This is a genomic window from Burkholderia sp. BCC1208 (assembly GCF_902833095.1).
In the GTDB taxonomy this organism is placed as follows: Bacteria; Pseudomonadota; Gammaproteobacteria; order Burkholderiales; family Burkholderiaceae; genus Burkholderia.
Window position 1 is genome coordinate 211,809 of the sequence record NZ_CADFDY010000010.1, and the last position, 20,931, is coordinate 232,739.

20 protein-coding genes and 1 riboswitch are annotated in these 20,931 nt (G+C 66.7%); of the genes, 6 read left to right on the forward strand and 14 right to left on the reverse strand.

Annotated elements, in window-relative coordinates; translation table 11 throughout:
- Positions 1-4: 4 nt before the first annotated feature.
- From HWX09_RS24520 to HWX09_RS24540, 5 genes are all read right to left on the reverse strand, one after another.
- Positions 5-1,471 (reverse strand): aldehyde dehydrogenase family protein, encoded by a 1,467-nt coding sequence (locus HWX09_RS24520; protein ID WP_027782211.1) that lies wholly within the window; start codon positions 1,469-1,471, stop codon positions 5-7.
- 57 nt (positions 1,472-1,528) lie between these two features.
- Positions 1,529-2,548, reverse strand: a complete 1,020-nt coding sequence (locus HWX09_RS24525; RefSeq protein WP_027782210.1) for a hydroxyquinol 1,2-dioxygenase — start codon at positions 2,546-2,548, stop codon at positions 1,529-1,531.
- A 37-nt stretch (positions 2,549-2,585) separates the two neighbouring features.
- On the reverse strand, positions 2,586-3,080 hold the full coding sequence (locus HWX09_RS24530) for a hypothetical protein (RefSeq protein ID WP_027782209.1): 495 nt from the start codon (positions 3,078-3,080) through the stop codon (positions 2,586-2,588).
- Between the two features lie 115 nt (positions 3,081-3,195).
- Complete coding sequence (locus HWX09_RS24535) at positions 3,196-4,125, reverse strand: LysR family transcriptional regulator (protein ID WP_027782208.1); 930 nt, start codon at positions 4,123-4,125, stop codon at positions 3,196-3,198.
- 161 nt (positions 4,126-4,286) lie between these two features.
- Complete coding sequence (locus tag HWX09_RS24540) at positions 4,287-5,540, reverse strand: MFS transporter (protein WP_027782207.1); 1,254 nt, start codon at positions 5,538-5,540, stop codon at positions 4,287-4,289.
- A gap of 316 nt (positions 5,541-5,856) precedes the next feature.
- On the opposite strand from HWX09_RS24540, the gene HWX09_RS24545 reads away from it, so the two are divergent.
- Entirely contained in the window at positions 5,857-6,030 is a 174-nt protein-coding gene (locus tag HWX09_RS24545; protein ID WP_155257303.1) for a hypothetical protein, read from the forward strand.
- A 177-nt stretch (positions 6,031-6,207) separates the two neighbouring features.
- On the opposite strand, the gene HWX09_RS24550 is transcribed toward HWX09_RS24545, so the two are convergent.
- Positions 6,208-6,507, reverse strand: coding sequence for a helix-turn-helix domain-containing protein (locus HWX09_RS24550; RefSeq protein ID WP_279610193.1), 300 nt, complete (start codon positions 6,505-6,507; stop codon positions 6,208-6,210).
- Between the two features lie 177 nt (positions 6,508-6,684).
- Between HWX09_RS24550 and HWX09_RS24555 the strand changes: the two genes are divergently transcribed.
- Positions 6,685-7,668, forward strand: a complete 984-nt coding sequence (locus tag HWX09_RS24555) for an NADPH:quinone reductase (protein ID WP_027782205.1) — start codon at positions 6,685-6,687, stop codon at positions 7,666-7,668.
- A 182-nt stretch (positions 7,669-7,850) separates the two neighbouring features.
- Entirely contained in the window at positions 7,851-9,329 is a 1,479-nt protein-coding gene (locus tag HWX09_RS24560; protein ID WP_027782204.1) for an aminotransferase class V-fold PLP-dependent enzyme, read from the forward strand.
- Positions 9,330-9,422: 93 nt separating this feature from the next.
- Here the strand turns inward: HWX09_RS24560 and HWX09_RS24565 are convergent, their stop codons facing one another.
- Positions 9,423-10,214, reverse strand: coding sequence for a helix-turn-helix transcriptional regulator (locus tag HWX09_RS24565; protein WP_027782203.1), 792 nt, complete (start codon positions 10,212-10,214; stop codon positions 9,423-9,425).
- Positions 10,215-10,323: 109 nt separating this feature from the next.
- Between HWX09_RS24565 and HWX09_RS24570 the strand changes: the two genes are divergently transcribed.
- On the forward strand, positions 10,324-11,403 hold the full coding sequence (locus HWX09_RS24570; protein WP_027782202.1) for a zinc-binding alcohol dehydrogenase family protein: 1,080 nt from the start codon (positions 10,324-10,326) through the stop codon (positions 11,401-11,403).
- 70 nt (positions 11,404-11,473) lie between these two features.
- Here HWX09_RS24570 and HWX09_RS24575 read toward each other — a convergent pair whose 3' ends face one another.
- Positions 11,474-11,866, reverse strand: a complete 393-nt coding sequence (locus HWX09_RS24575) for a 2-oxoglutarate dehydrogenase (RefSeq protein ID WP_227789689.1) — start codon at positions 11,864-11,866, stop codon at positions 11,474-11,476.
- 82 nt (positions 11,867-11,948) lie between these two features.
- On the reverse strand, positions 11,949-13,796 hold the full coding sequence (locus HWX09_RS24580) for a peptidase S10 (RefSeq protein ID WP_027782200.1): 1,848 nt from the start codon (positions 13,794-13,796) through the stop codon (positions 11,949-11,951).
- 237 nt (positions 13,797-14,033) lie between these two features.
- On the opposite strand from HWX09_RS24580, the gene HWX09_RS33705 reads away from it, so the two are divergent.
- Entirely contained in the window at positions 14,034-14,543 is a 510-nt protein-coding gene (locus HWX09_RS33705; RefSeq protein ID WP_230469063.1) for a hypothetical protein, read from the forward strand.
- Here the strand turns inward: HWX09_RS33705 and HWX09_RS24590 are convergent.
- The 5 genes from HWX09_RS24590 to HWX09_RS24610 form a co-directional block, all read right to left on the reverse strand.
- Positions 14,495-16,309, reverse strand: coding sequence for an ExeM/NucH family extracellular endonuclease (locus HWX09_RS24590; RefSeq protein ID WP_027782199.1), 1,815 nt, complete (start codon positions 16,307-16,309; stop codon positions 14,495-14,497). The two genes, HWX09_RS33705 and HWX09_RS24590, sit on opposite strands and share 49 nt — an antisense overlap.
- Positions 16,310-16,654: 345 nt before the next feature.
- Positions 16,655-17,863, reverse strand: a complete 1,209-nt coding sequence (locus tag HWX09_RS24595) for an MFS transporter (protein ID WP_027782198.1) — start codon at positions 17,861-17,863, stop codon at positions 16,655-16,657.
- Positions 17,864-17,961: 98 nt separating this feature from the next.
- Positions 17,962-18,147 (reverse strand): DUF1289 domain-containing protein, encoded by a 186-nt coding sequence (locus tag HWX09_RS24600; protein ID WP_027782197.1) that lies wholly within the window; start codon positions 18,145-18,147, stop codon positions 17,962-17,964.
- A gap of 2 nt (positions 18,148-18,149) precedes the next feature.
- Complete coding sequence (gene dmeF / locus HWX09_RS24605) at positions 18,150-19,205, reverse strand: CDF family Co(II)/Ni(II) efflux transporter DmeF (protein WP_027782196.1); 1,056 nt, start codon at positions 19,203-19,205, stop codon at positions 18,150-18,152.
- An 11-nt stretch (positions 19,206-19,216) separates the two neighbouring features.
- On the reverse strand, positions 19,217-19,492 hold the full coding sequence (locus HWX09_RS24610; RefSeq protein WP_012338822.1) for a metal/formaldehyde-sensitive transcriptional repressor: 276 nt from the start codon (positions 19,490-19,492) through the stop codon (positions 19,217-19,219).
- A gap of 116 nt (positions 19,493-19,608) precedes the next feature.
- A riboswitch (yybP-ykoY riboswitch) is annotated at positions 19,609-19,776 on the forward strand.
- A gap of 69 nt (positions 19,777-19,845) precedes the next feature.
- On the opposite strand from HWX09_RS24610, the gene HWX09_RS24615 reads away from it, so the two are divergent.
- Entirely contained in the window at positions 19,846-20,856 is a 1,011-nt protein-coding gene (locus HWX09_RS24615; protein ID WP_027782195.1) for a sodium:calcium antiporter, read from the forward strand.
- Positions 20,857-20,931: the final 75 nt, after the last annotated feature.

Genomic DNA, 20,931 nt, shown 5'->3' on the forward strand with positions numbered 1-20,931 from the left:
AGCCTCAGCGCTTGAAATGCGGCGGTACATTGCCGTCGACGTTGACCCACACCGAGCGCGCTTCCGTGTAGTCGTGCATGGCCTCGAAGCCCATCTCGCGGCCGTAGCCCGACTTGCCCACCCCGCCGAACGGGCTGCCCGGATTGACGCGCTTGTAGCAGTTGATCCAGCACATGCCCGCGTCGATCCGCGCCGCCATCCGGTGGGCACGCGAGAGGTCGTTGGTCCACAGGCCGCTGCCGAGCCCGTATTCCGTCGCGTTGGCGATCGCCAACGCTTCTTCGTCGCTGCCGAAGCGCAGCACGGTGACGAACGGCCCGAACACTTCCTCCTGCGCGACGCGGTCGGTCGCATGCTTCGCCTCGACGATCGTCGGGCGCACGTAATAGCCATTGGCGAGCGCCGGATCCTGCGGTGCGCTGCCGCCCGTCAGCACGCGGCCGCCCTGCTCACGCGCGACGTCGACGTATGACAGCACGCGATCGAGGTGCTGCTTCGACGTGAGCGGCCCCATTTCGGTATTCGGATCGAGCGGGTTGCCGATCCGGATCGACGATGCGAGCGCGACGAAGCGCTCGAGGAATGCGTCCGCGATGCGTTCGTGCAGCACCAGACGCGACCCCGCGATACACGCCTGCCCCTGGTTGTGGAAGATCGCCCACGCGGCGCCGTTGATGGCCGCGTCGAGGTTGGCATCGTCGAACACGATGTTGGCGCCCTTGCCGCCCAGTTCCAGTTGCACGCGCTTCAGGTTGCCCTGCGACGCTTCGACGATTCGCCGGCCCGTCGCCGTCGATCCGGTGAACGCGATCTTGCCGACGCCGGGATGTTCCGCGAGCCGCTGGCCGGCCGTATGGCCGTAGCCGGGCACGATGTTGACGACGCCGGCAGGAAACCCGACCTCGGCCATCAGCTCGACGATGCGCAGCGTCGACAGCGGTGTGATTTCCGACGGCTTGAGCACCACCGTATTGCCGGCCGCCAGCGCCGGGCCCATTTTCCAGCTCGTGAACATCAGCGGAAAATTCCACGGCACGATCTGGCCGACCACGCCGATCGGCGCGCGCTGCACGTAGTTCAGGAAACCGGTCTCGACCGGTATCACCGAGCCTTGCGGCTTGTCGGCCATGCCGCCGAAATAGCGGAAGCAGGCCGCCGTGCGCGGCACGTCGAGCGCACGCGAATCGCGAATCGGGTGGCCGGTGTCCAGCGATTCGAGCTGCGCCAGCTCCTCCGCGTTGGCTTCGATCGCATCGGCCAGACGCAGCAGCAGGCGGCCGCGCTCGGCGGCCGGCATCGCGGACCAGGTCGGGAACGCGCGCGTCGCGGCTTCGACGGCGAGGTCGACGTCCGCCGCGGTGGCCGCGGCGATCTTCGTGATGACGGAACCGTCGTGCGGGTTCAGCACGTCGATCGTGCCGCGATCGACGGCGTCGACGAAGCGCCCGCCGATGAAGAGTTGGGTTTGCATGAATCGTCCTCGGTGTAATGCGGAAGCGGAAGCTGGAACTGAAAACTGAAGCGCGGCCTAGAACGCGATCGGATACGGCGCGAGCTCGCCGCTCTCGTAGCGTTGCGGCAGATCCGGCGTCGCGTTCTCCCAGACCAGCAGCATCGAGCGCTTCGTCGAATAGCCCTGGTGCCGGATATCGGCCGGCATCGCGCAGATGTCGCCGGCTCGCATCGTGATGCGTGCGCGCGGCGCGCCGGTGTTCTTGTCGCCGATGTCCCACACGATTTCGTCGGACAGTTGCAGGAACCATTCGACGCGGTCGTTGCCGTGGAATACCGGCAGGATGAATTCCTCCGTGGTGGGGCAGAACAGGCTGCGCCCGCACACCGACGTCACCGACGGATTCCACGTCACGTCCGAGCGCGACAGGTACTTGAACAGGTTGAACGCGTGCAGCTCGCCTTCGAAGCCCGGCTCGACGTGCACTTCCGGTTCGTCCTGCGCCACGTCGAGAAACGCGCGGTTGACCGGCAGCTCGTCGCGCAGCGGCGAGTCGCCTTCGAGGCCCGGCATGCGACGCGTCGCGATACGCGTACGCTCGATCGCCGAGCCGTTGTCGCCGTACTTGCGCCCGAACGCCGTGCCCGTTTCCTCGGGCGCCGCGAACGGATCGAAGCCCTCGTTGGTCCAGTCGTGCAGCATCGCCTTGAAGGTCGCCATGATCGTCGGCGTGTCGAAGGTCTCGGTGTAGTCGACGCCGGCGTCCTTCAGGATGCCGTTGAAGGTTCCCGCATACATGTCGACCTTGCCGTAGTGATTGCGCGTGCCGAATACGTGATCGAAATTCACCCAGCCGTAGAAGAAGCCCCACGCGACGTCGCGCATCATCGCGCGCAGGAACGCGTCGGCCGGCATCGCATGCGTGCGGGTCTGGCCTTTCGCGGGCCAGCTGATCTTCACGAAATATTCGTCGCGCCGGAAGGCGAATTCACCGAGCTGAAAGCCGCGGTAGCCGGTGACGGCATCGGCTTCGGTCGATCGCACCAGATCGGCGGCGAAGCCCGTGGAAAGGTCGAGGGTCTCGAGGGTGGCCATAACGTGTCTCCTGGAATAGTCGAATGCGGTCGGAAGGTCAGTGCAGGCAGATCTCGGCCCACTTCTCGACGGACAGCTCGCCGAGCACGGTCTGGACGAGCGCGACGCCCGGCCGGCTCGCGGTGAAGCGATACGCGCAGCCGGCCGGCAGCAGCGCCTGATGCCCCTGGCGTAACACGACGTACCCCATGTTCCGGCCGGCCGGGTGCGCGCCCGCGCTCACGGTGCCGCGGCCCGATTGCGGCGGGTCGTCGAGCTTGATGAAGTCGATCCGGACCTCGCCGTCCATCTGGATCGTGAACTCGTCGTGCGCACACGCGAACCACGGCGACTGGCCGTCGGTCCGCAACACTTCGATCACGTATTCGAGGTTCTTGCCGGCGACGACCTTTTCGTAAGGGGCCGACTTCGATGCCACCTCGAAGACGTTCGAGAAGGCGTAGTGCTGCGCGCTGCCGCTGGTGATTTCGATCTCGCCCTTCCGGTAACCATCGAGCGAACCGAAGACGGTGTGGAATGCCGTGCTGGTCATGACTGTCTCCTGAGTTGAACCGCTTGTTGGATTCCACTCTAGGGGCAACGAACAGCCGCAACAAGGCGACGGACGGCGATTACGGCATTTGCGTTTCGCGAATAATCCGCGCGGCTCAACGCACCCAGCCGCGCGCCAGCAGCGGGATATCCCACGGGGATTCGTCGCCGATGTATTCGGCGAGGAATTCGACCAGAGCCTTCACCTTCAACGCCTGCCGCTGCGTGGCGGGATAAACGGCGGCGAAGCTCAGCGGCGCGAGCTGGTAGTCGGTCAGGATCGGCACCAGGCGGCCCGCGACGAGCGCGTCGCTTGCCACGAGCGTCGGCAGGCAGACGACGCCGCCGCCGGTCAGCGCGTACTCGCGCAACAGATGAACGGAGTTCGAGCGGATCATGCCCGGCAACTCCATTTCGACGACCTCGTCGCCGCGCGTCATCGTCCAGCGGTTGCGCGACGGATAGCCCGAATACAGCGCCGTGGTGTGCTGCAGCAGATCGCGCGGATGTTGTGGTGCACCATGCGCGTCGACGTACGCGGGCGAGGCACAGAAGAGGCGCCGGACCGTGAACAGCCGTCGCTCGATCAGCGACTCGGAAATCGGCGGGAAGATCTGGAACGCGATGTCGAATCCTTCCTCGACAGGATCGACGACGCGATCGTTGACGATGATGTCGAGCTGGATGCCCGGATAGCGCTGATTGAATGCGGCGAGCGGCGTGCCGAAGTGATCGAGCGCGAAACCGGGCAGCATCTGGATGCGAAGCCGCCCGGTCGGCGTCGCGCGCAGCTCGCGCATCTGGTCCGTCAGCTCGTTGACGCGGCTCACCACGTCGGCGCACTCGCGATAGAACGTCTCGCCGACTTCGGACAGCCGCACGTGACGCGTGCTGCGGTGAAACAGCGGCGCGTTGACGAACTTCTCGAGCTGCTGAATGCGGTTCGTCACGACCGAACTCGTCACACCCAGCTGCCGCGCCGCCTCGGCGAAGCTGCTCGCCTCCGCGACCCTCACGAATGCCTCGATGCTCAGAAACCGGTCCATACCGCGCCCTTTTTCGACGGCGAAACCGGCAGTCTACCCGTGCGGATAAAGTGCTGTGTCATGCGAAAGACGTCACTGTGTCGCCAAATCGATGTCAATCGCCGGGCGCGCCGACACCGGCAACCGACGGGATGCCCGCGCCGGTATGCCCGCGCCCGCATTTACCGCGACTGCTCGCCGGCGGCCAGCCCCGGCTGCACGAGCGCGCGGCGCTGCAGCACGGCCGGCGCGGTTTCCTTCAGCAGCAGGCTGACCACGATGCCGAGCAACACCGAGCCCATCGGCAGCCACAGAATGTTCTGGATGCCGAAGTGTGCGGCAACGTAGCCGCCCATCGCCGGCGCGATGCCGCCGCCGAAGATCTCGCCGACGCCGACCACCACGCCGATGGACGTCGACACGAGGCCGACCGGCGCGGCCTCGGTCGCCACCGGGCCGGACAGCAGCGACACCAGCCCGAGCGTGAAGAACGACGCGACGAACAGCACGCCGAACAGCGCGAGCGGCTGCGGGCCGAGACCGCGGAAGACGTAGAGCATCACGGCCGTGCCCGCGAAGCCGACGATGCTGGCGACACGGCGGCCGACCAGGTCGGACAGGCCGGGCAATCCGAACTGGCCGAGAAAGCCGCCGAAGCCGATCGCGGACACGACGAGGCCCATCTTCTGCGTACCGAGCGACAGGTAATCGGTCAGGTACAGCGGCAGCAGCGCGCCGAGCACGAAGACGCCGGTCATCGCGCAGCACAGCGCGGCCATCGCCACGAGGATGTTGCGGCTCTTGAGCACATGGCCGAGCGACGCGGGCGCATGCTCCGACGCGACGTCCTTCGCAACCTTCGGCTCGCGGATCACGAAGAACATGAACGCGCCGAGGATCAGGCCGGGAATCGCCACGAGCGCAAAGACCCAGCGCCACGACATAACGCCGAGTAGTTGCGTGGCGATGATCGGCGACAGCGCGAGCCCGAACAGCGCGAAGCCGCTTTGCTGCAGGCCGAGGTTCAGGCCGCGCCGCCGCGGATGCGACGCATCGGCCGTCGCCGCGAAACTCGTCGGACAGAACGAACCTTCCGCGACGCCCATCAGGCCGCGAATCGCCATCAGGCCGAGCAGCCCGCCCGCGAGCCCCGAGAAGCCCGACAGCAGCGAAAACGCGACGATGGCCGGAATCAGCACCTTCCGGCGGCCGATCTTGTCCGAGATGCCGCCCATCAGCGCCGCGAAGATGCCCCACGACAGGCCGAGCACGCCGATGCAGTTGCCGACGTCCTGCGCGTTCAGGTTGAGGTCCTTCATGATCGAAGGAAACAGCGGCGCGATGAGCCAGCGGTCGAGGCCGACCAGCCCGAAACCGAGCGCCAGCAGCGTGACCGCCTTCCACTCGTATGAGGTATCCCACTCGTTTGCTTTCATGTCCGTCTCCGTGGACGCCGGTTCGCCCGCCCGCGCCGCAGCGCCTGCGCATGGTCGGCTCCGATGGTTTTTGTGTGCGACGCGAATCGCGAGGAAGTGCCGGCTGGCGCCCGGATTCGACGCGTCGAACGGGCTCAGCCGACGCCACCACGATAGGTGCACGGCCGCCGATCGGGTATGGAACAACCGGCGAACGCGCCATTCGCGAAACGCAAATAATCGGGAACGGCGGCCCGGAACGGGCGGCGGGAAAGCGTCGGGCGGAGGCACGCGAGGGCGACGTGGCGCTCGCTCGTGCGTGACGGGGAAATCCCGCATGGACATCGGTGCATCGGCGCTCCGCTTCGCGCGCGAGGACGATGCGGCCGTGTCGAGCGAGGTAACGGGTTCGCCGCTTTTCAGGTACGACGAACGACCTGCCGGCTCGCCCCCCGGCGACATGCCCGTCACGCGCTTGAACGCGCGGCTGAACGCAGCCGGCGACGCATAGCCGGGCTTCAGCGTCACCGTCTCGATCGGCAGCCGGCGTGGTTCAGCCACTGGCCAGCCGGCGCTGCACGTTTGACGGGCGGGCGGCCGCGCGTGCTCATCCCGCGCTTGCCGCCATTCGGTCGTGACGCGGCAAGCCGCCGGCCGCCGGCGCCGGCCGGCCCGTATCCAAATGCACTTAACGCGACTCGCCTCGCGCAACGTAGCGGTCGCCCCAGTTCTTCATCGCATCGAGCACGGGCGTGAGGGTGCGCCCCACGTCCGTCAACGAATATTCGACACGGGGCGGGACCTCCGCGAATACTTTGCGGGACACGATACCGTGCGCTTCAAGCTCGCGAAGCTGCAGCGTCAGCGAGCGTTGCGTGACACCGCCGATGACGGAACGCAGCTCGCCGAAGCGCTTCGTGCCGCCGAGCAGGTAGTAGATGATCAACGGCTTCCACTTCCCGCCGATCACGTCGACGGTCGCCTCCACCGTGCATCGGTATCCGTTCGTATCGGTTTTTTCCATCGACCGATAGTATAAAAATTTGCCCTATATATCAAAGTCGTACTTACTTGCCATCGATATCCCTGCAACCCAGAATTTTCCCGGGCTGCAGTCGACACCTCGCTGCATGCCCCTTTTGCCAAACCAATCGGAGCACGACAGATGAAAGCAGCGTTCTACGAGCGCCAGGGTGCCGCCCGCGATGTCCTGAGCGTCGGGGAATTGCCGATGCCGCAGCCCGGGCCGAACGAGGTGCGCGTTCGCATCGCGGTCTCGGGACTGAATCCGACCGACGTGAAAGCGCGTGCCGGATTCTCGTCCGCGATGCCCTACCCGCGCATCACGCCGCATCAGGATGGCGCCGGCGTGATCGATGCCGTCGGCATCGACGTATCGCCCGACCGGCTCGGCGAGCGGGTCTGGATCTACGAAGCGCAATATGGCCGCGCCGCGGGCACGGCGGCGGAGTTCGTCGTGGTGCCGTCGAGTCATGCGGTGCGCCTGCCCGACCCCGTATCGTTCGACGTCGGTGCGTCACTGGGCATTCCGGCGTTGACCGCGCATCACTGCCTGTTCGCCGACGGCAGCTTGGCGGGGCGGCACGTGCTGGTGCACGGTGGTGCGGGCGTGGTCGGCAGCGCGGCGATTCAGTTGGCGAAATGGGCGGGCGCATGGGTCTCGGCATCGGTCAGAACCGCCGAACAGGCCACCATCGCGACAGCGAACGGCGCCGATCTGGTGCTCGACCGAAACGACGCGGACATGGCGCGCGCCGTTCGCGACGCAACCGGCGGGCTCGGTGTCGACCGTATCGTCGACGTCGACCTGAAATCCAACCTCGACATCGACCTCGCGTGCCTGTCGCAAGGCGGCGTGATCAGCGCCTACGCAACGGCCCGTGCAACGGACGAACTGTCGGTGCCGCTGCTGAAGGCCATGACGCACGGTTGCGTGTTGCGTTTCGTCTATATCTATCACGTGCCCGCGGAAGCCAAACGGGCCGCCATCGCGGACATCAACACATGCGTCGCCGCCGGCGCTTACGCGCCGCGCATCGGCATGAAGGTGCCGCTGGATCAGGTGATCGACGCGCACGAGGCGCTGGAATCCGGGCAGGTTATCGGGAAGGTGCTGCTGCACAACTGATTCGATTCACCTTCACGCGCCATCGCCGACGCGGCCCGCCACACCAGGAAATAAATTCCCCCATTCCATATATGGAGAAAACGTTATTCCACATCGAGCTGAATCGTCAGCCACATTTGGATCCTTTTTCCCTTCCGCCCGCCGTATCATTTCCGTCACCACGCAATGAGCAAGAGACGGACATGAGCGAACCCACCCCGCTGCACTACCTCGACTACGCAGCCACGACCCCCGCCGATCCCCGCGTGATCGAGGCGATGACGGCCTGCCTCGGCTTCGACGGCATCTTCGGCAACCCCGCATCCAGTTCGCACGCCGCCGGCCGGCTGGCGAAAGACAAGGTCGAGCACGCTCGGGCGCAGGTCGCCGCGCTCATCGGCGCCCACGCCGACGAGATCGTCTGGACGTCGGGCGCCACCGAATCGAACAACCTCGCGCTGAAGGGCTATGCGGAAAACGCGACCGGCAAGCGCCATCTGATCACGAGCCGCCTCGAGCACAAGGCCGTTCTCGACACGATGGCGAACCTGTCGAGGCACGGCATGCAGGTCACCTTCCTGACGCCCGACGCCGACGGCGAAATCACCGCCGACGCGGTGGCGGCCGCGATCGGCCCCGACACCGGCCTCGTATCGCTGATGCTCGTGAACAACGAGATCGGCACGCTGACCGACATCGGTGCGATCGCCCGCATCGTGCACGCCGCCGGCGCGCTGCTCCACGTCGACGCCGCGCAGGCGCTCGGCAAGACGCCGATCGACGTGCGCGCGCTCGGCATCGACATGATGTCGATGTCCGCCCACAAGGTGTACGGCCCCAAGGGCATCGGCGCACTGTTCGTCCGCCGCGAGATCGCGAGCCGGATCGCGCCGCAGATCCACGGCGGCGGCCATGAGCGCGGGCTGCGCTCGGGCACGCTCGCGACGCATCAGATCGTCGGCATGGGCGTCGCGTGCGAACTCGCCGCCGAAAAACTCGACGGCGAAGCCGCGCGGATCGCCGCGCTCGGCGCGCGGCTCACCGACGCGCTGTTCGCGCTCGGCGACGTCACGCAGAATGCGGCCGCCGCCCGCCGCATCCCGCACACGCTGAGCCTGACGGTCAACGCACCGGGCTTCTTCCCGTTCATGCTCGGCGAAGCGCTCGCCGTGTCGTCCACCTCCGCCTGCAATTCGACCAGCGGCGCGCCGTCCCACGTGCTGACCGCGATCGGCCTCGACGCGGAAACGGCCGGGCGTACCGTGCGCATCAGTTTCGGGCGTTTCACGACGGAGCAGGACGTCGACTTCGCGATCGGCTGTTTCGCGCGGGCGATCGAGCAATGCCGGGCGGCCGCGGCGACCGGCTTCACCGCGTCGCGGCAGATCACGCCCGCCGACCTGAAGGCGATCCGCAATGCGGGCTTTCGTGCGGTGATCTGCAACCGGCCGGATGGCGAAGGCGCGGATCAACCGCCGTTCGAGGAGATCGCCGCTGCCGCGCGCGAACTGGGGATGGACGCGCGCTACCTGCCGGTCGAGCGCGACCGCATCGGCGACGCGGAAGTCGACGCGTTCGGCGCACTGGTCGACACGCTGCCGAAGCCGGTGCTCGCGTATTGCCGCAGCGGCAGCCGCTCCGGCATGCTGTGGAATCGACTGTCCGCTCGACGGGCGGCCTGAGCCGCTCCCCACCATTACGCCTGACCATCCGCGGTCGCGCATGAAGCCGATGCTTCGCCGCGTGGCCGCCTGGCGGCGCCGGTCACGCCCGCATCAGGTCTGTTCGTCGCCGTTCACCGGCGTATAGATCGCCAGCTTCAGCGCGGGATCGTCGTTCGCCTGGAACGTCGCGTACTCGTAGCGCTGCGTGCCGCGTTGCGCATGCACGAGCACCTTCTCGCCCGACACGCCGCTGCGCACGTCATGCGCATCCCACCACCGCGCGAACTCGCCGCTGCCGGCGCGCAATCGCGCGATCAGTGCGACGAACGCCGGATCGCTCGCGTAGAGATCGTGGTTCGTGCGAAACAGCGCGATCATCCGCCGCGCCTCGTCGGCCCAGCTCGCGGCGAACAGCGCACGCGCGTGCGGCGTCTCGAACATGTAGACGAGGATGTTGCGATCGGCCGGCGCCAGCCGGTCGAAGCCGAGCACGTCGGCCGCGGCGGCATTCCACGCGAGGATGTCCCAGCGCCGGCCGGTCACGTACGCAGGCTGCTGAAGATGCGCGACGAGCCGCGCCAGAGTCGGCGGCACGCGTTCCGGCACGAACGCACGGGCCCCATCGCGCCGTGCGAGCGTGCGCAGATGAGCAGCTTCGGCCTTGTCGAGCCGCAACGCGCGCGCCAGTGCGTCGAGCGTCGCATCCGACGGGTTGACGTCGCGCCCCTGCTCGAGCCGTACGTACCAGTCGACGCCGATGCCGGCCAGTTCCGCGACTTCCTCGCGCCGCAGGCCGGGCGTGCGCCGGCGCGGGCCGTCGTGCAGGCCGACGGCCTCCGGGCGCAGCTTCTTGCGCCGCGAGCGCAGGAAATCGCCGAACGGGGTTCGCGTGGTGACGGTCATCGGGTTCGCTCCGAGCAGGGTGGTATCGGCCGATCCTGGGCTCGCGCCGGGCCTTGTTGCGGATTCTAAGCCTGCCAGAATCGACGCATCCCCACCGTCAGGAAGCGTCATGAAAGCTGCGATTCTGAAGTCGTTCGGCAGGCCGCTCGCGATCGAAACGATGCCGGACCCCGTGCTCGGCACCGGCGAAGTCATCGTGGACGTCGTCGCGACGCCGGTTCTGTCCTATGCGCGGGAAGTGTTCAGCGGCGAGCGCCGCTATCCGATCGAGCTGCCGATCGTGCCCGGCTGCGGCGCAATCGGCCGAGTCCGGCAAACCGGCCCCGACGCGACGCAGTTGCAGCCGGGCGACTGGGTCTTCTGCGACCCGACCGTACGCTCGCGCGACGACGCACGGATGCCCGACATCGTGCTGCAGGGCTGGAGCACGCGCGGCGAAGGCGGCAAGCAGTTGCAGCGCTACTTTCACGACGGTCCGTTCGCCGAACGGCTGCGCGTGCCGACCGAGAACGCGGTGCGCATCGGCGCGATCGCGTCGGCCGACGCCGCACGCTGGTGCGCGCTCAATACGCTGCTCGTGCCTTACGGCGGGCTGCTGGCGTCCGACCTGCGCGCCGGCGAAATCCTGCTCGTCAGCGGCGCGACCGGCAATTTCGGCAGCGCCTGCGTCGCGGTGGCGCTGGCGATGGGCGCGCGCTGCGTGGTCGCGCCCGGCCGCAACGTGCGCGTGCTCTCGGATCTCGAACGCCGCTTCGGCGACCGCGTGCGCACGGTCGAGCTGAGCGGCGACGAAACCGGAGACCGTATCCGCATGCAGCAGGCGGCGCCGGGGCCGATCGACTGCGTGATCGACCTGATGCCGCCGTCGGTGCCCGCGACGACGGTGCGGGCGGCCGTGATGGCGGTTCGCCCGTACGGGCGCGTGGTGCTGATGGGCGGTGTCGGCATGCTCGGCGGGGCCGGGCTCGAGCTGCCGTATCCGTGGATCATGCGCAACGACATCACGCTGCGCGGCAAATGGATGTACCCGACGCAAGCCGTGACGCTGATGACCGGGCTCGTTCGCGGCGGGCTGCTCGACCTCGGACAATTCGACGTGACGGCCTTCGCGCTCGACGACGCGAACGACGCGGTCGCGCATGCGGCGGAGCATGGCGGGCCGTTCAGGATGACGGTGATCGCGCCTTAGCCCGCGCCCGCCGACGATTCGGCGGCCGGTACGCTGGAAAGCCGCACCGGCCGCCGCCCTGCCTGCTACGTCACTCGTCCTGCTGTTCCTGCTGCGCCTGCACCTGCCGCTGCCGGATGAACTGCCGTACGTCGCTCATCGTCACGCGGCCGGTGTGCTTCGCATCGATCTCGTCGAAGTGCTTCGACACGAAGCCGAGCCCGCTGCTCTGCGCCTGCGCCTTCGTCACGGCTGCGCCGTTGCTCAGCACGGTATTGCCGCCGAGCCTCGCGTCGACGCGCTGCTGCGCCTGCTGCTGCAACGCCGCGCCGGTCGACGGCAACACCGGCGCCGCCCGCGTGGCCGGAAAGAACGGACCGTCGACACCGCGCCCGCCGTGCGGCAGCTTCACCGGCGCCACCGCCTGCGGCGGCAACGCGTAGGCACTGCTCATCACGGCACCGAGCACGATCAACGGGGACATACGCCGCATCAATTGGATTAGGGACATGATCGCTCGCATTCAATGGATGAATAGAGGGTTCCGATGACCAGGCATCCGTCGCTCACGGGGCTGCCGCCAGCGTCGTCGCGGCCGTCGCGCCCGGGACGCTGCCGGTCGGTACGCTGGGCGGGTTTTCATCCGGCCACGGCGGCGGCAGCGTGTGCAGCGTCAGCGCCGTCGGAATCCGCGCGCCCTTGTAGAACGTCTGCAGGTCCCGCTTCATCAGCGGACGGGCGACGTCGTCCAGGTAGGTCATGTGACCGCCCTGGAAGAAGTTCACCTGCAGCTTCGGATTCAGGCCCTTCACCGTCTGCAGCCGCGCGAGTTGCTTCTCCGTGTTGAAGAACGGCGTCGCGAGATCGTGGTAGCCGTTCTCCGCCAGCACGCGAAGCTTCGGGTTGAGCTGCAGCGCACCGAGCAGATCGGGGATCGTGTCGGGCATCGGCTGGCCGTCGTGCGAGAAGTCCCAGACGCCGATGATGTTGTCGTTCAGCGGCAGGTACGTCGCGTTCGGGGCCGTGTAGCCGAGGTAGTCCGGCATCTGCGTCGCGAGCGCGTTCGTGAACGGCTGCGAGATCAGGATGTCGGACGGATCGCCGTCGGTCTGCAGCCGCGGGTCGGAATTCGGCAACGACACGCGCCCGTCATACCGGCCGATCGTCGTGCCGGGCAGCAGGCTCGTGCCGAACGGATTCGCGTTGAAGTAGCCGCGCAGCGCCTGCTGCGTGAGGCTCGACGGGATCGACCACAGCCTGAGCGTCGCATCGCTCGGGAACACCGGCGTGCCGAGCGCATCCGGAATGCCGAGCTGGCTCAACACCCACGACTGCGAGTACTTCTGCAGCTGGTTGTAGATCAGCGTCGTGAACAGCTCCGTCTGAAATGCGTACAGATCCTGGTTCACCGGCGCCGGCGACACCTGGTTGAAGTACGCCGCGACCGCCGCGTAGCCGGGCAGATAGCCGGCCACCGTATCGGTATCGAGCAGCAGCCCTTCGGTCGACTGCGTGATCGCCACCGCTTCCACCGCATCCGCGAAGTAGTTCAGGATCGACGACTGCAGCACGATGCCCGTCAGGTGCACGCCGGCCGATTCGAGCGCGAGCGCGAGCATGTCGGTACGCGGCGTGCCGTACGATTCGCCGTACAGGTAGATCGGCGACGTGCCGCGGCTGTTGACGTTCAGATAGCGCTGGATGAAGTCGCGCATGATGTTCACGTCGACGTCGGAACCCCAGTACTTCTGGTTGGTGTTCGGCAACACGGCTTCCGACAGCCCGGTGCCGGGCGGGTCGATGAACACGAGATCGGTGGTATCGATCAGGCTCTCCGCATTGTCGACGAGCGGATAGTTCGGCCAGTTGTTGCCGAACAGCGGATCGGGCGTGGCCACGCGGGTCGGCGCGAACGAGCCGAGCCGCAGCCAGATCGACGACGAGCCGGGGCCGCCGTTATAGACGAACGTGACCGGGCGCGGCTTGCCGTTCGTGCTGGGCGCGGTGTACGCGACATACGACATCGACGCTTCCGCATTGCCGCTCGCGTCCTGCGCGGTCAGGTGGCCGGTGGTCGTCGTGTAGTCGATCGTCTTGCCGCCGCCTTTCCACTGGTAATGCATGACGGCCGCTTTCTCGGACACCTGCGACGGCGCGAGGCCGTCGGTCGCGTTCATCGAGTACGCGACCGGGTCGACGTACGGCTGGTTGGCCGTCGGCGCCGGATTGCCGGCCGCCTGCGCGCTGGCTTGCTGGCTCGCCGTGGCCTGCGCGAGGCTCGATGCGCCGACGGACGACGAATCGTCGCCGCCGCATGCCGCGAGCGCCAGTGTCATGGCGGTCAATGCGCCTAGCCCGGCCAGCCGGCCACGACGAACACGGCGGCTGCCGGTACTGCTCCTGTCTGGTTTCATCTCTGCCCTTTGATTTCGGATACCGCGTCACAAAGGCCGCCAACGCCCGCGAAACGCGCAGGCCTACCCGCCACTCGCGTTGCACGGTCGGCAGTCGGCGGTTGGGGATCGGACTTCCAAGAGACTGAACGTGATACAGACACAGCAAACTGCTTGGCGAGAATGATGCCGGACGCGCCCCCTGCAGTTTGGACAACTTTTGTATAACTGAAACTTAAGCCATGACAAAAATAGGCGGTGCTGCGCCGCGTTGTCAAAGATCATTCGGATATTAAAAATCCCGCAATGATGCGAAGGGCGGATAGTGTCTGGTATTTGAAAGAAAACAGGATTATTCGTGAAAGGTGCGCTTTATCGGCAATGCCGCATCGAATATTTTACTTTTCCCGCACAACGCAGAAGCCTTTCCTGCATCGGCGCAGCGCATTCAAAGCCTTCGGATCGACAGGATTATTCTTTCATTTTTATTATCGTCAATCGATTGGGACGATGCAGCGGCATACGCACGTCATTCTGCAATTCGATTCACTTCCATCATTCTTCAATTACAGAATCGATGTGCACTGCGTCATCCATAAAATACCGGTTCGATTAATTCTTCGCGGCATTATTTACCCGATATTCGAATGGATTTCCCGGACAGGCGCGACGTACGGCATTGCCGCGCGTCGCGCCTGTCGCAAAAACTCAAACCCTCGTCACTTCCCGCCGCCCGGCAGCGCGATATCGATCAGCACCGGATCGTGATCGGACGAACGATACGCATCGGCCGCATAGAACGTCTTCTGCTGCTCGGCCGACTTGTACGCGAGCGTGTACTGCAGCGCAAGCGGCTCGTCCGCGTTGATGTGCCATTCGTGCACGGCCTTCACGTGCGACGCGAGCGGCAGCGTCGCGAGCGCATGGTCGAGATAGCCGGCTTCGCCGTTGTACACGTAGCTGTAGGCGTTCGTGCCGATCCAGCGCGCGACGAGGTTGCGGTAGCCGCGCGATTCGAGCGTGCGGATCGGGTCCTCGTACGTGTAGCTGTTGAAGTCGCCGATCAGCAGCACGCCCTGGCTCTTGACGCCCGTCGGATTGCCGGCCAGCCAGTCGGCCACCTTCGCCGCCGCGCGCGTGCGCGTCGGGTTCCAGCAGCCCTGGCCATCGCCCTGGTCGAGATCGTCGTTCGCGGCGTCCGGGCAGTTTTTCGACTTCAGGTGGTTCACGGCCACCGTCAGCGCCTGCTTGTTGCCGCCGGCCAGCCGGAACGACTGCGCGAGCGGCTGGCGGTTCTTGTCGTCGATCGCGAGCGTCGCCGCGCGGCCGACCGGTTCGACCTTGCGGCTGTCGTAGATCAGCGCGACCGCGATCGCGTCGCCGCCGAGCCGCGACGTGCCCGGATCGACCACGCGCCACTGGTTGCCGAGCTTTGCCGCGAGCTGGCGCACCGCGCTCAGTTCGCCGTAACCGTTGTTCTGGATTTCCATCAGGCCGATCACGTCGGCGTCGATCGCCTTCAGCGCGCTGACGATCTTCGCTTCCTGGCGCTGGAATTCCTGGAACGTCTTCGCGCCGCGGTTGTTCGGATCGTCGAAGCCGCCGCCGAGACCGTTGCCGTTGAAATAGTTCAGCACGTTGAAGGAGGCTACGCGCAGGTTCGATTTCGGATCGCGCGCCGGTGCGTTGGTGCGCGGGTTCGCACGTGTGTCGAACGCCGGCACGGTCGCGCCGGGCAGCGGCTGCACGCGCCATGCGCCGTAACGCACTTCGAGCACGCCTTCGACGTCGCGCACGGTGTAGCCCGCGCGCAGCGTGTTCGCGGCCGACAGGCCCGGCGCCGGATACGGTACGGTCGCGGGGTTCTGCTTGTTCAAGCCGTCGTCGAGGATCAGGCGGTTGCGCGCGTTCGCGTCGATCTGCGTCTGCGCCTGCGCGGGCGGCACGACGCTCGTCGGCGTGCGCAGGCGGCCGTTGCTGAGCATCACGCTGCCGTATCGGCCGAGCTCGTAGTTGTCGGTGACGCTCAGCGTCTGCGGCAGGCGCACGAGCATCCCTTCGTATGCGGCGAACGCGTTCGGGCTGTCGACCGGCAGCGTGAGCGTCGCGGGCGTGACCGTCTGGCCGTTCGCGCACACCGCGATCGCGCCCGACAGCGTGAGTTGCGTCTGCCCGTATTTCTCCTCGACCTTGCCCGTCACGTGCACCAGATCGCCGGCCTTCGCGCGCGCTTTCGGCGCATAGACGAACAGGCCTTCGGACACGCCCGGCTGGTTGCGGCGCTGCGCGTCGGCCTGCTGGACGAAGAAGCCGCCGAAGCCGTCCGTGCCGCCGAAATCGGCGGTGACGACGGCTTCGATCGACGCGTTCTGGCCGGCGAGCGGCGACGGCGCGCCCGGCCCCTGGATCTCGGCGATCGGCGTCGTGCTGCCGCCGCAGTTCGGGCTGACGGGCGCGGCAGTGGCGGCGAATGCCGGCGCGGCGAGCGTCGGGAGCAGCAATAGCGGGGCAAACAGGCGGATTGTGGAGCGCATGGCGGGAATCCCGGTTGTGAGGGTGGCGAAAGCTTAGCGGCGCTCAATGACAGTTTTTGGTAATCGGTAGACAGGCCGATGTAATTGTCGTCATCACGCCGCGATCGCCATGCGCCGTACGATCGAGCAGATAAAATGTAGCGAATCTTCCGACGAAAACCGCCGCGCCAGACCATCCCCCGCAGCGCGCTCGAGACGAGTACGGCCGCCACTCGCGATCGTGAAGTCGATCAGGGAACGGCATCGCGGCAAGGTGGAGGTCGCAAGCCGCGACGGGCGCACGACGTTCGCGCTGTACTTTCCGCGCGGCACGGGCAGTCAGGTCATGCGCCACCGCGTGCGGCGCTAGCGATCCCGCACCGTACCGAACGACGTGCGAACGCACACGAGCAGCGCGATGGTCGCCGCGCTGAATACGGCCCCCGCGTAGAACGTCGCGGCAGCACCCGCCCGATCCCACAGGACGCCCGCGACGACGCTCGAGACGAGCGTCACGATGCCGCTGATCAGGTTGAATACGCCGAACGCCGTCCCTCTCAATTCGGCCGGCGCGGCATGCGCGACCATCGTCGCGAGCAACCCTTGCGTCATCCCCATATGGAGCCCCCATAGCGCGACGCCGACGAGCACGGTCGGCCAGTACGCGCCGTGCGCCAACACGATATCGGCGGCGATCAGCAGGACGAGCCCGACCACCATCAGCTTCGTGTGGCTCGTCGTATCGGCGAGCTTGCCGAACGGGTAAGCGGACAACGCATACACGACGTTCATCGCGACCATCACGAGCGGCACGAGCGCGACGGGCACGCCGCTGCTCATCGCGCGCAGCACCAGAAACGCCTCGCTGAAACGCGCCAGCGCGAACACGCCGCCGACGGTCACCACCCACCAGTAGCGGGCGCCGAGTTGCGCGACGACCTCGCGGCGGATCGGGTTCACGCGCTTCTCGCCCGGCGCACGTGCCGGCTCGTCGATGCCGAACGCGAGCAGCGCCACGGCCAGCACGCCGGGAATCACGGCCAGCCAGAACGCGAGGCGGAAATTGTCGCGCCACGCCAGCATGATGACGACGGCCAGCAGCGGCCCGAGGAACGCGCCCACCGTGTCGAGCGACTGGCGCAACCCGTACGCTGCGCCGCGCAGGTGAACGGGCGTGACGTCGGCGACGAGCGCATCGCGCGGCGCACCGCGAATCCCCTTGCCGACGCGGTCGACGATCCGCGCGGTCACCACGACGCCGATCGTCGGCGCGATCGCGAACAGCGGCTTGCTGAGGGCACCGAGCGCATAACCGGTCACCGCGAGCCATTTGCGATTGCGCAGGTAGTCGCTCAGCGTGCCGGAGAACACCTTGACGACCGGCGACGTCGCTTCGGCGATCCCCTCGATCAGGCCGATCGTCGTCGCACTCGCGCCAAGACCCGCCATGAGGAACATCGGCAACAGGCTGTGGATGATTTCGGACGACACGTCCATCAACAGGCTGACGCAGCCGAGCACCCACACGCTGCGCGGAATCTGGCGAAGAATGCCGGTCGATGAGTCGGTCTGCATGGGGCGCTCCCGGTTCAGGAATCCTGGCACTGGATGCCAGCGATACTACCGCAGGCCCGTGACACCGATCGCAGGCTTCGGGAGCGCGGGCGCCCTTGCTATTGCGCGTCGTCGCGCCGGAGTTTCGCTTGCCGGCGCGTACGGTCGTTGAGTATCTGGTGGCGGCGATGGTCGGTCAGCTTCTTCCAGTCGCGCGCCTCGTCGCGCGTGCGCAGGCAGCCGACACAAAAACCCGTGCGGCCGTCGAACGCGCACAGGTCGATACACGGCGATTTCACGGCCACGATCAGGCCGCCTTCGCAGGTGTCATCACTTCGACGGTCACGTGCGACACGCCGTCGAAGCCCGCGAGCAGCGCATGATAGAAACGCGCATCGCGTGCGGTGTCACCCGATTCGACCGACACGATCGCGCTCATGTGCCCGGGGCCCACGCGCCACACATGGAGATCGTTGACCTTGTCGCCGAGCGCCTCGATCGCGCGGCGGACGTTGTCCGTCAGCTTGCGATCGACGTTGACGTCGAGCAGGACACCGCCCGTATCACGTATCAGCCCGTACGCCCAGTTGGCGATCACCAGCGCGCCGACGATGCCCGCGAGCGGGTCCATCCAGACCCATCCGAACGCGCGCGCGAGCAGCAGGCCGACGATCGCCAGCACCGACACGGCCGCGTCGGCGATCACGTGAACGTAGGCCGACCGGATGTTGTGGTCGCGATGCGCCGCCGAGTGCGAACCGTGACCATGATGCGCGTGGTGCGCGTGGTCGTGGTCGTGGTCGTGGTCGTGGTCGTGGTCGTGGTCGTGGTCGTGGTCGTGGTCGTGGTCGTGGTCGTGCGGATGATCGTGCCCATGACCGTGATGATGCCCGTGATGGTGATCGCCGCTCAGCAGCCACACGCTGGCGAGGTTCACGGCGAGCCCCAGCACGGCGATCGGAATCGCTTCGTCGAAGTGAATCGGCACCGGCGCCAGCAGCCGCGCGATCGCCTCGTAGCCGATCAGCAATGCAATCATCGCCAGCACGATCGCGCTCGTGAAGCCGGCCAGGTCGCCGAGCTTGCCGGTGCCGAACACGAAACGCGGATCGTCGGCGTACCGGCGCGCATAGGTATAGGCCAGCGCCGCGATCAGCATCGCGCCCGCGTGCGTCGACATGTGCAGTCCGTCGGCGACCAGCGCGAGCGAGCCGAACAGCGTGCCGCCGACGATCTCGGCGATCATCATCGCCGTGCACAGGCCGATGACCATCCACGTCTTCCGCTCGTTCTGCGCGTGTGCGGCGCCCAGAAATGCGTGGCTGTGCATGCCGCCTGTTGCCGGGCCCTTGAATTCGTTCATGTTCGATCCGCTTACTTGAAATAGCTGTGCACGACGTCGATGAGCTGCTCGGTCGCGCTGCCTTCGTGTGCATCGGGCGTGTCCGCATCGACGAGATGCGACCGGATGTGGTCTTCCAGCACGACGGCCAGCAGGCCGTTCATCGCGCCGCGACAACTCGTGATCAGTTGCAGCACGTCGTTGCAGCCGCGCTCGTCTTCCAGCGCCCGCTCGATCGCTTCGACCTGTCCCTTGATACGGCGCACGCGGTTCAGCAGCTTCTGTTTTTCGCGAACGGTATGGCTCATCGATGGCTCCTGTATAGGGTAGGGGAGTATATCTCCTGACGGCTACCCTCACCGGGCGAAGGGATATATTTTTTCGAGACGAAGGCTTGTCGAAAGAAAACCGCTCGGCTAGACTGCTTCCCGTCTTTGGGGAGTAGCCTGCTTTCCGTCCCCGGAAAGCGAACGCGTCAACACACTCGGCCTGCGGCCGTGGCGCGTTCGGCCTGATCGGCTTGGCGAGACCATGGGCACATCGCGTCGTTCCTGGTCGGACGGCGGCGGATGTGTCATGGTTCGTCAGCGTCCGACCACGGAGTCCCCATGTTCCTTCCCGCTCGCTTCCCTCACGCCACCGCTGCCCGCGGAGGTGCCGCATGACCTTCATGTTTGTCGAACTGGCGTTCATGCTGATCGTCATCCTCGTCGCGGCCGAGGTCTTCACCAATGCGCTCGAACATCTCGGCGAACGCCTGAAGATTTCCGAAGGCGTGACCGGCTCGCTGTTCGCGGCCGTCGGCACCGCACTGCCCGAAACGATGGTGCCGCTGCTCGCGCTGGCCGGCGGCACGTCGAACCAGGCCGTGAACGAGGAGATCGGCGTCGGCGCGATTCTCGGCGCGCCGCTGATGCTCGCGACGCTCACCACGTTCCTGATGACGCTCGCCGTGATCCGCTCGCGCGGGCCGCGCGGCACGATCGCACCCGAACGGACGGGCTTCGTGCGCGACATGAACACCTTCCTCGCCGCATTCTCGCTGGCGACCGTCGCGATGTTCGTCCCGCATCACAACTGGGCCGTGCGCGCGCTGCTCGCCGCGATGCTGGTCGGCCTCTACGTGATGTACGTCGTGATGACGTTCCGCGCGTCGACCGGGCTCGTCGATGCCGGGCACGGCACCGAGGCGCCGCACGCGATGTTCCTGTCGCGCGTCGGCCTGCCGATCAACCTGGCGACGATCGTGCTGCAACTGCTGATCGGCGTCGCGCTGCTGGTCGGTGGGGCGAAGGGCTTCATTCACGGCGTGGAAGGCGTATCGCACGTGCTCGGCGTGTCGGCGCTGCTGCTGTCGCTGATCATCGTGCCGATCGCGACGGAACTGCCCGAGAAGGTCAACAGCGTGCTGTGGATCCGCCGCGGCAAGGACACGCTCGCGTTCGGCAACATCACCGGCGCGATGGTGTTCCAGGGCACGCTGCTGCCGGCGATCGGCATCATGCTGACGCCGTGGGAGCCGCGCCCCGAGGTGCTGACCGGCGTGATCGTCACGCTCGCGGCGGCGGCCTGGCTGCGCGTCAATGCGCGCACGCGCGGGCTCGCGCTGTGGGCGTTGCTCGCGAACGGCGCGGGTTATGCGGGGTATCTGGCGTTGACGCTGACGCGCTGAGCGTACATCGGGCGCGCCGGCCGGCGGACACGCCGGCGCGACGCGCTTCACGGCGCCGGATGCGGGCGGCAGCGA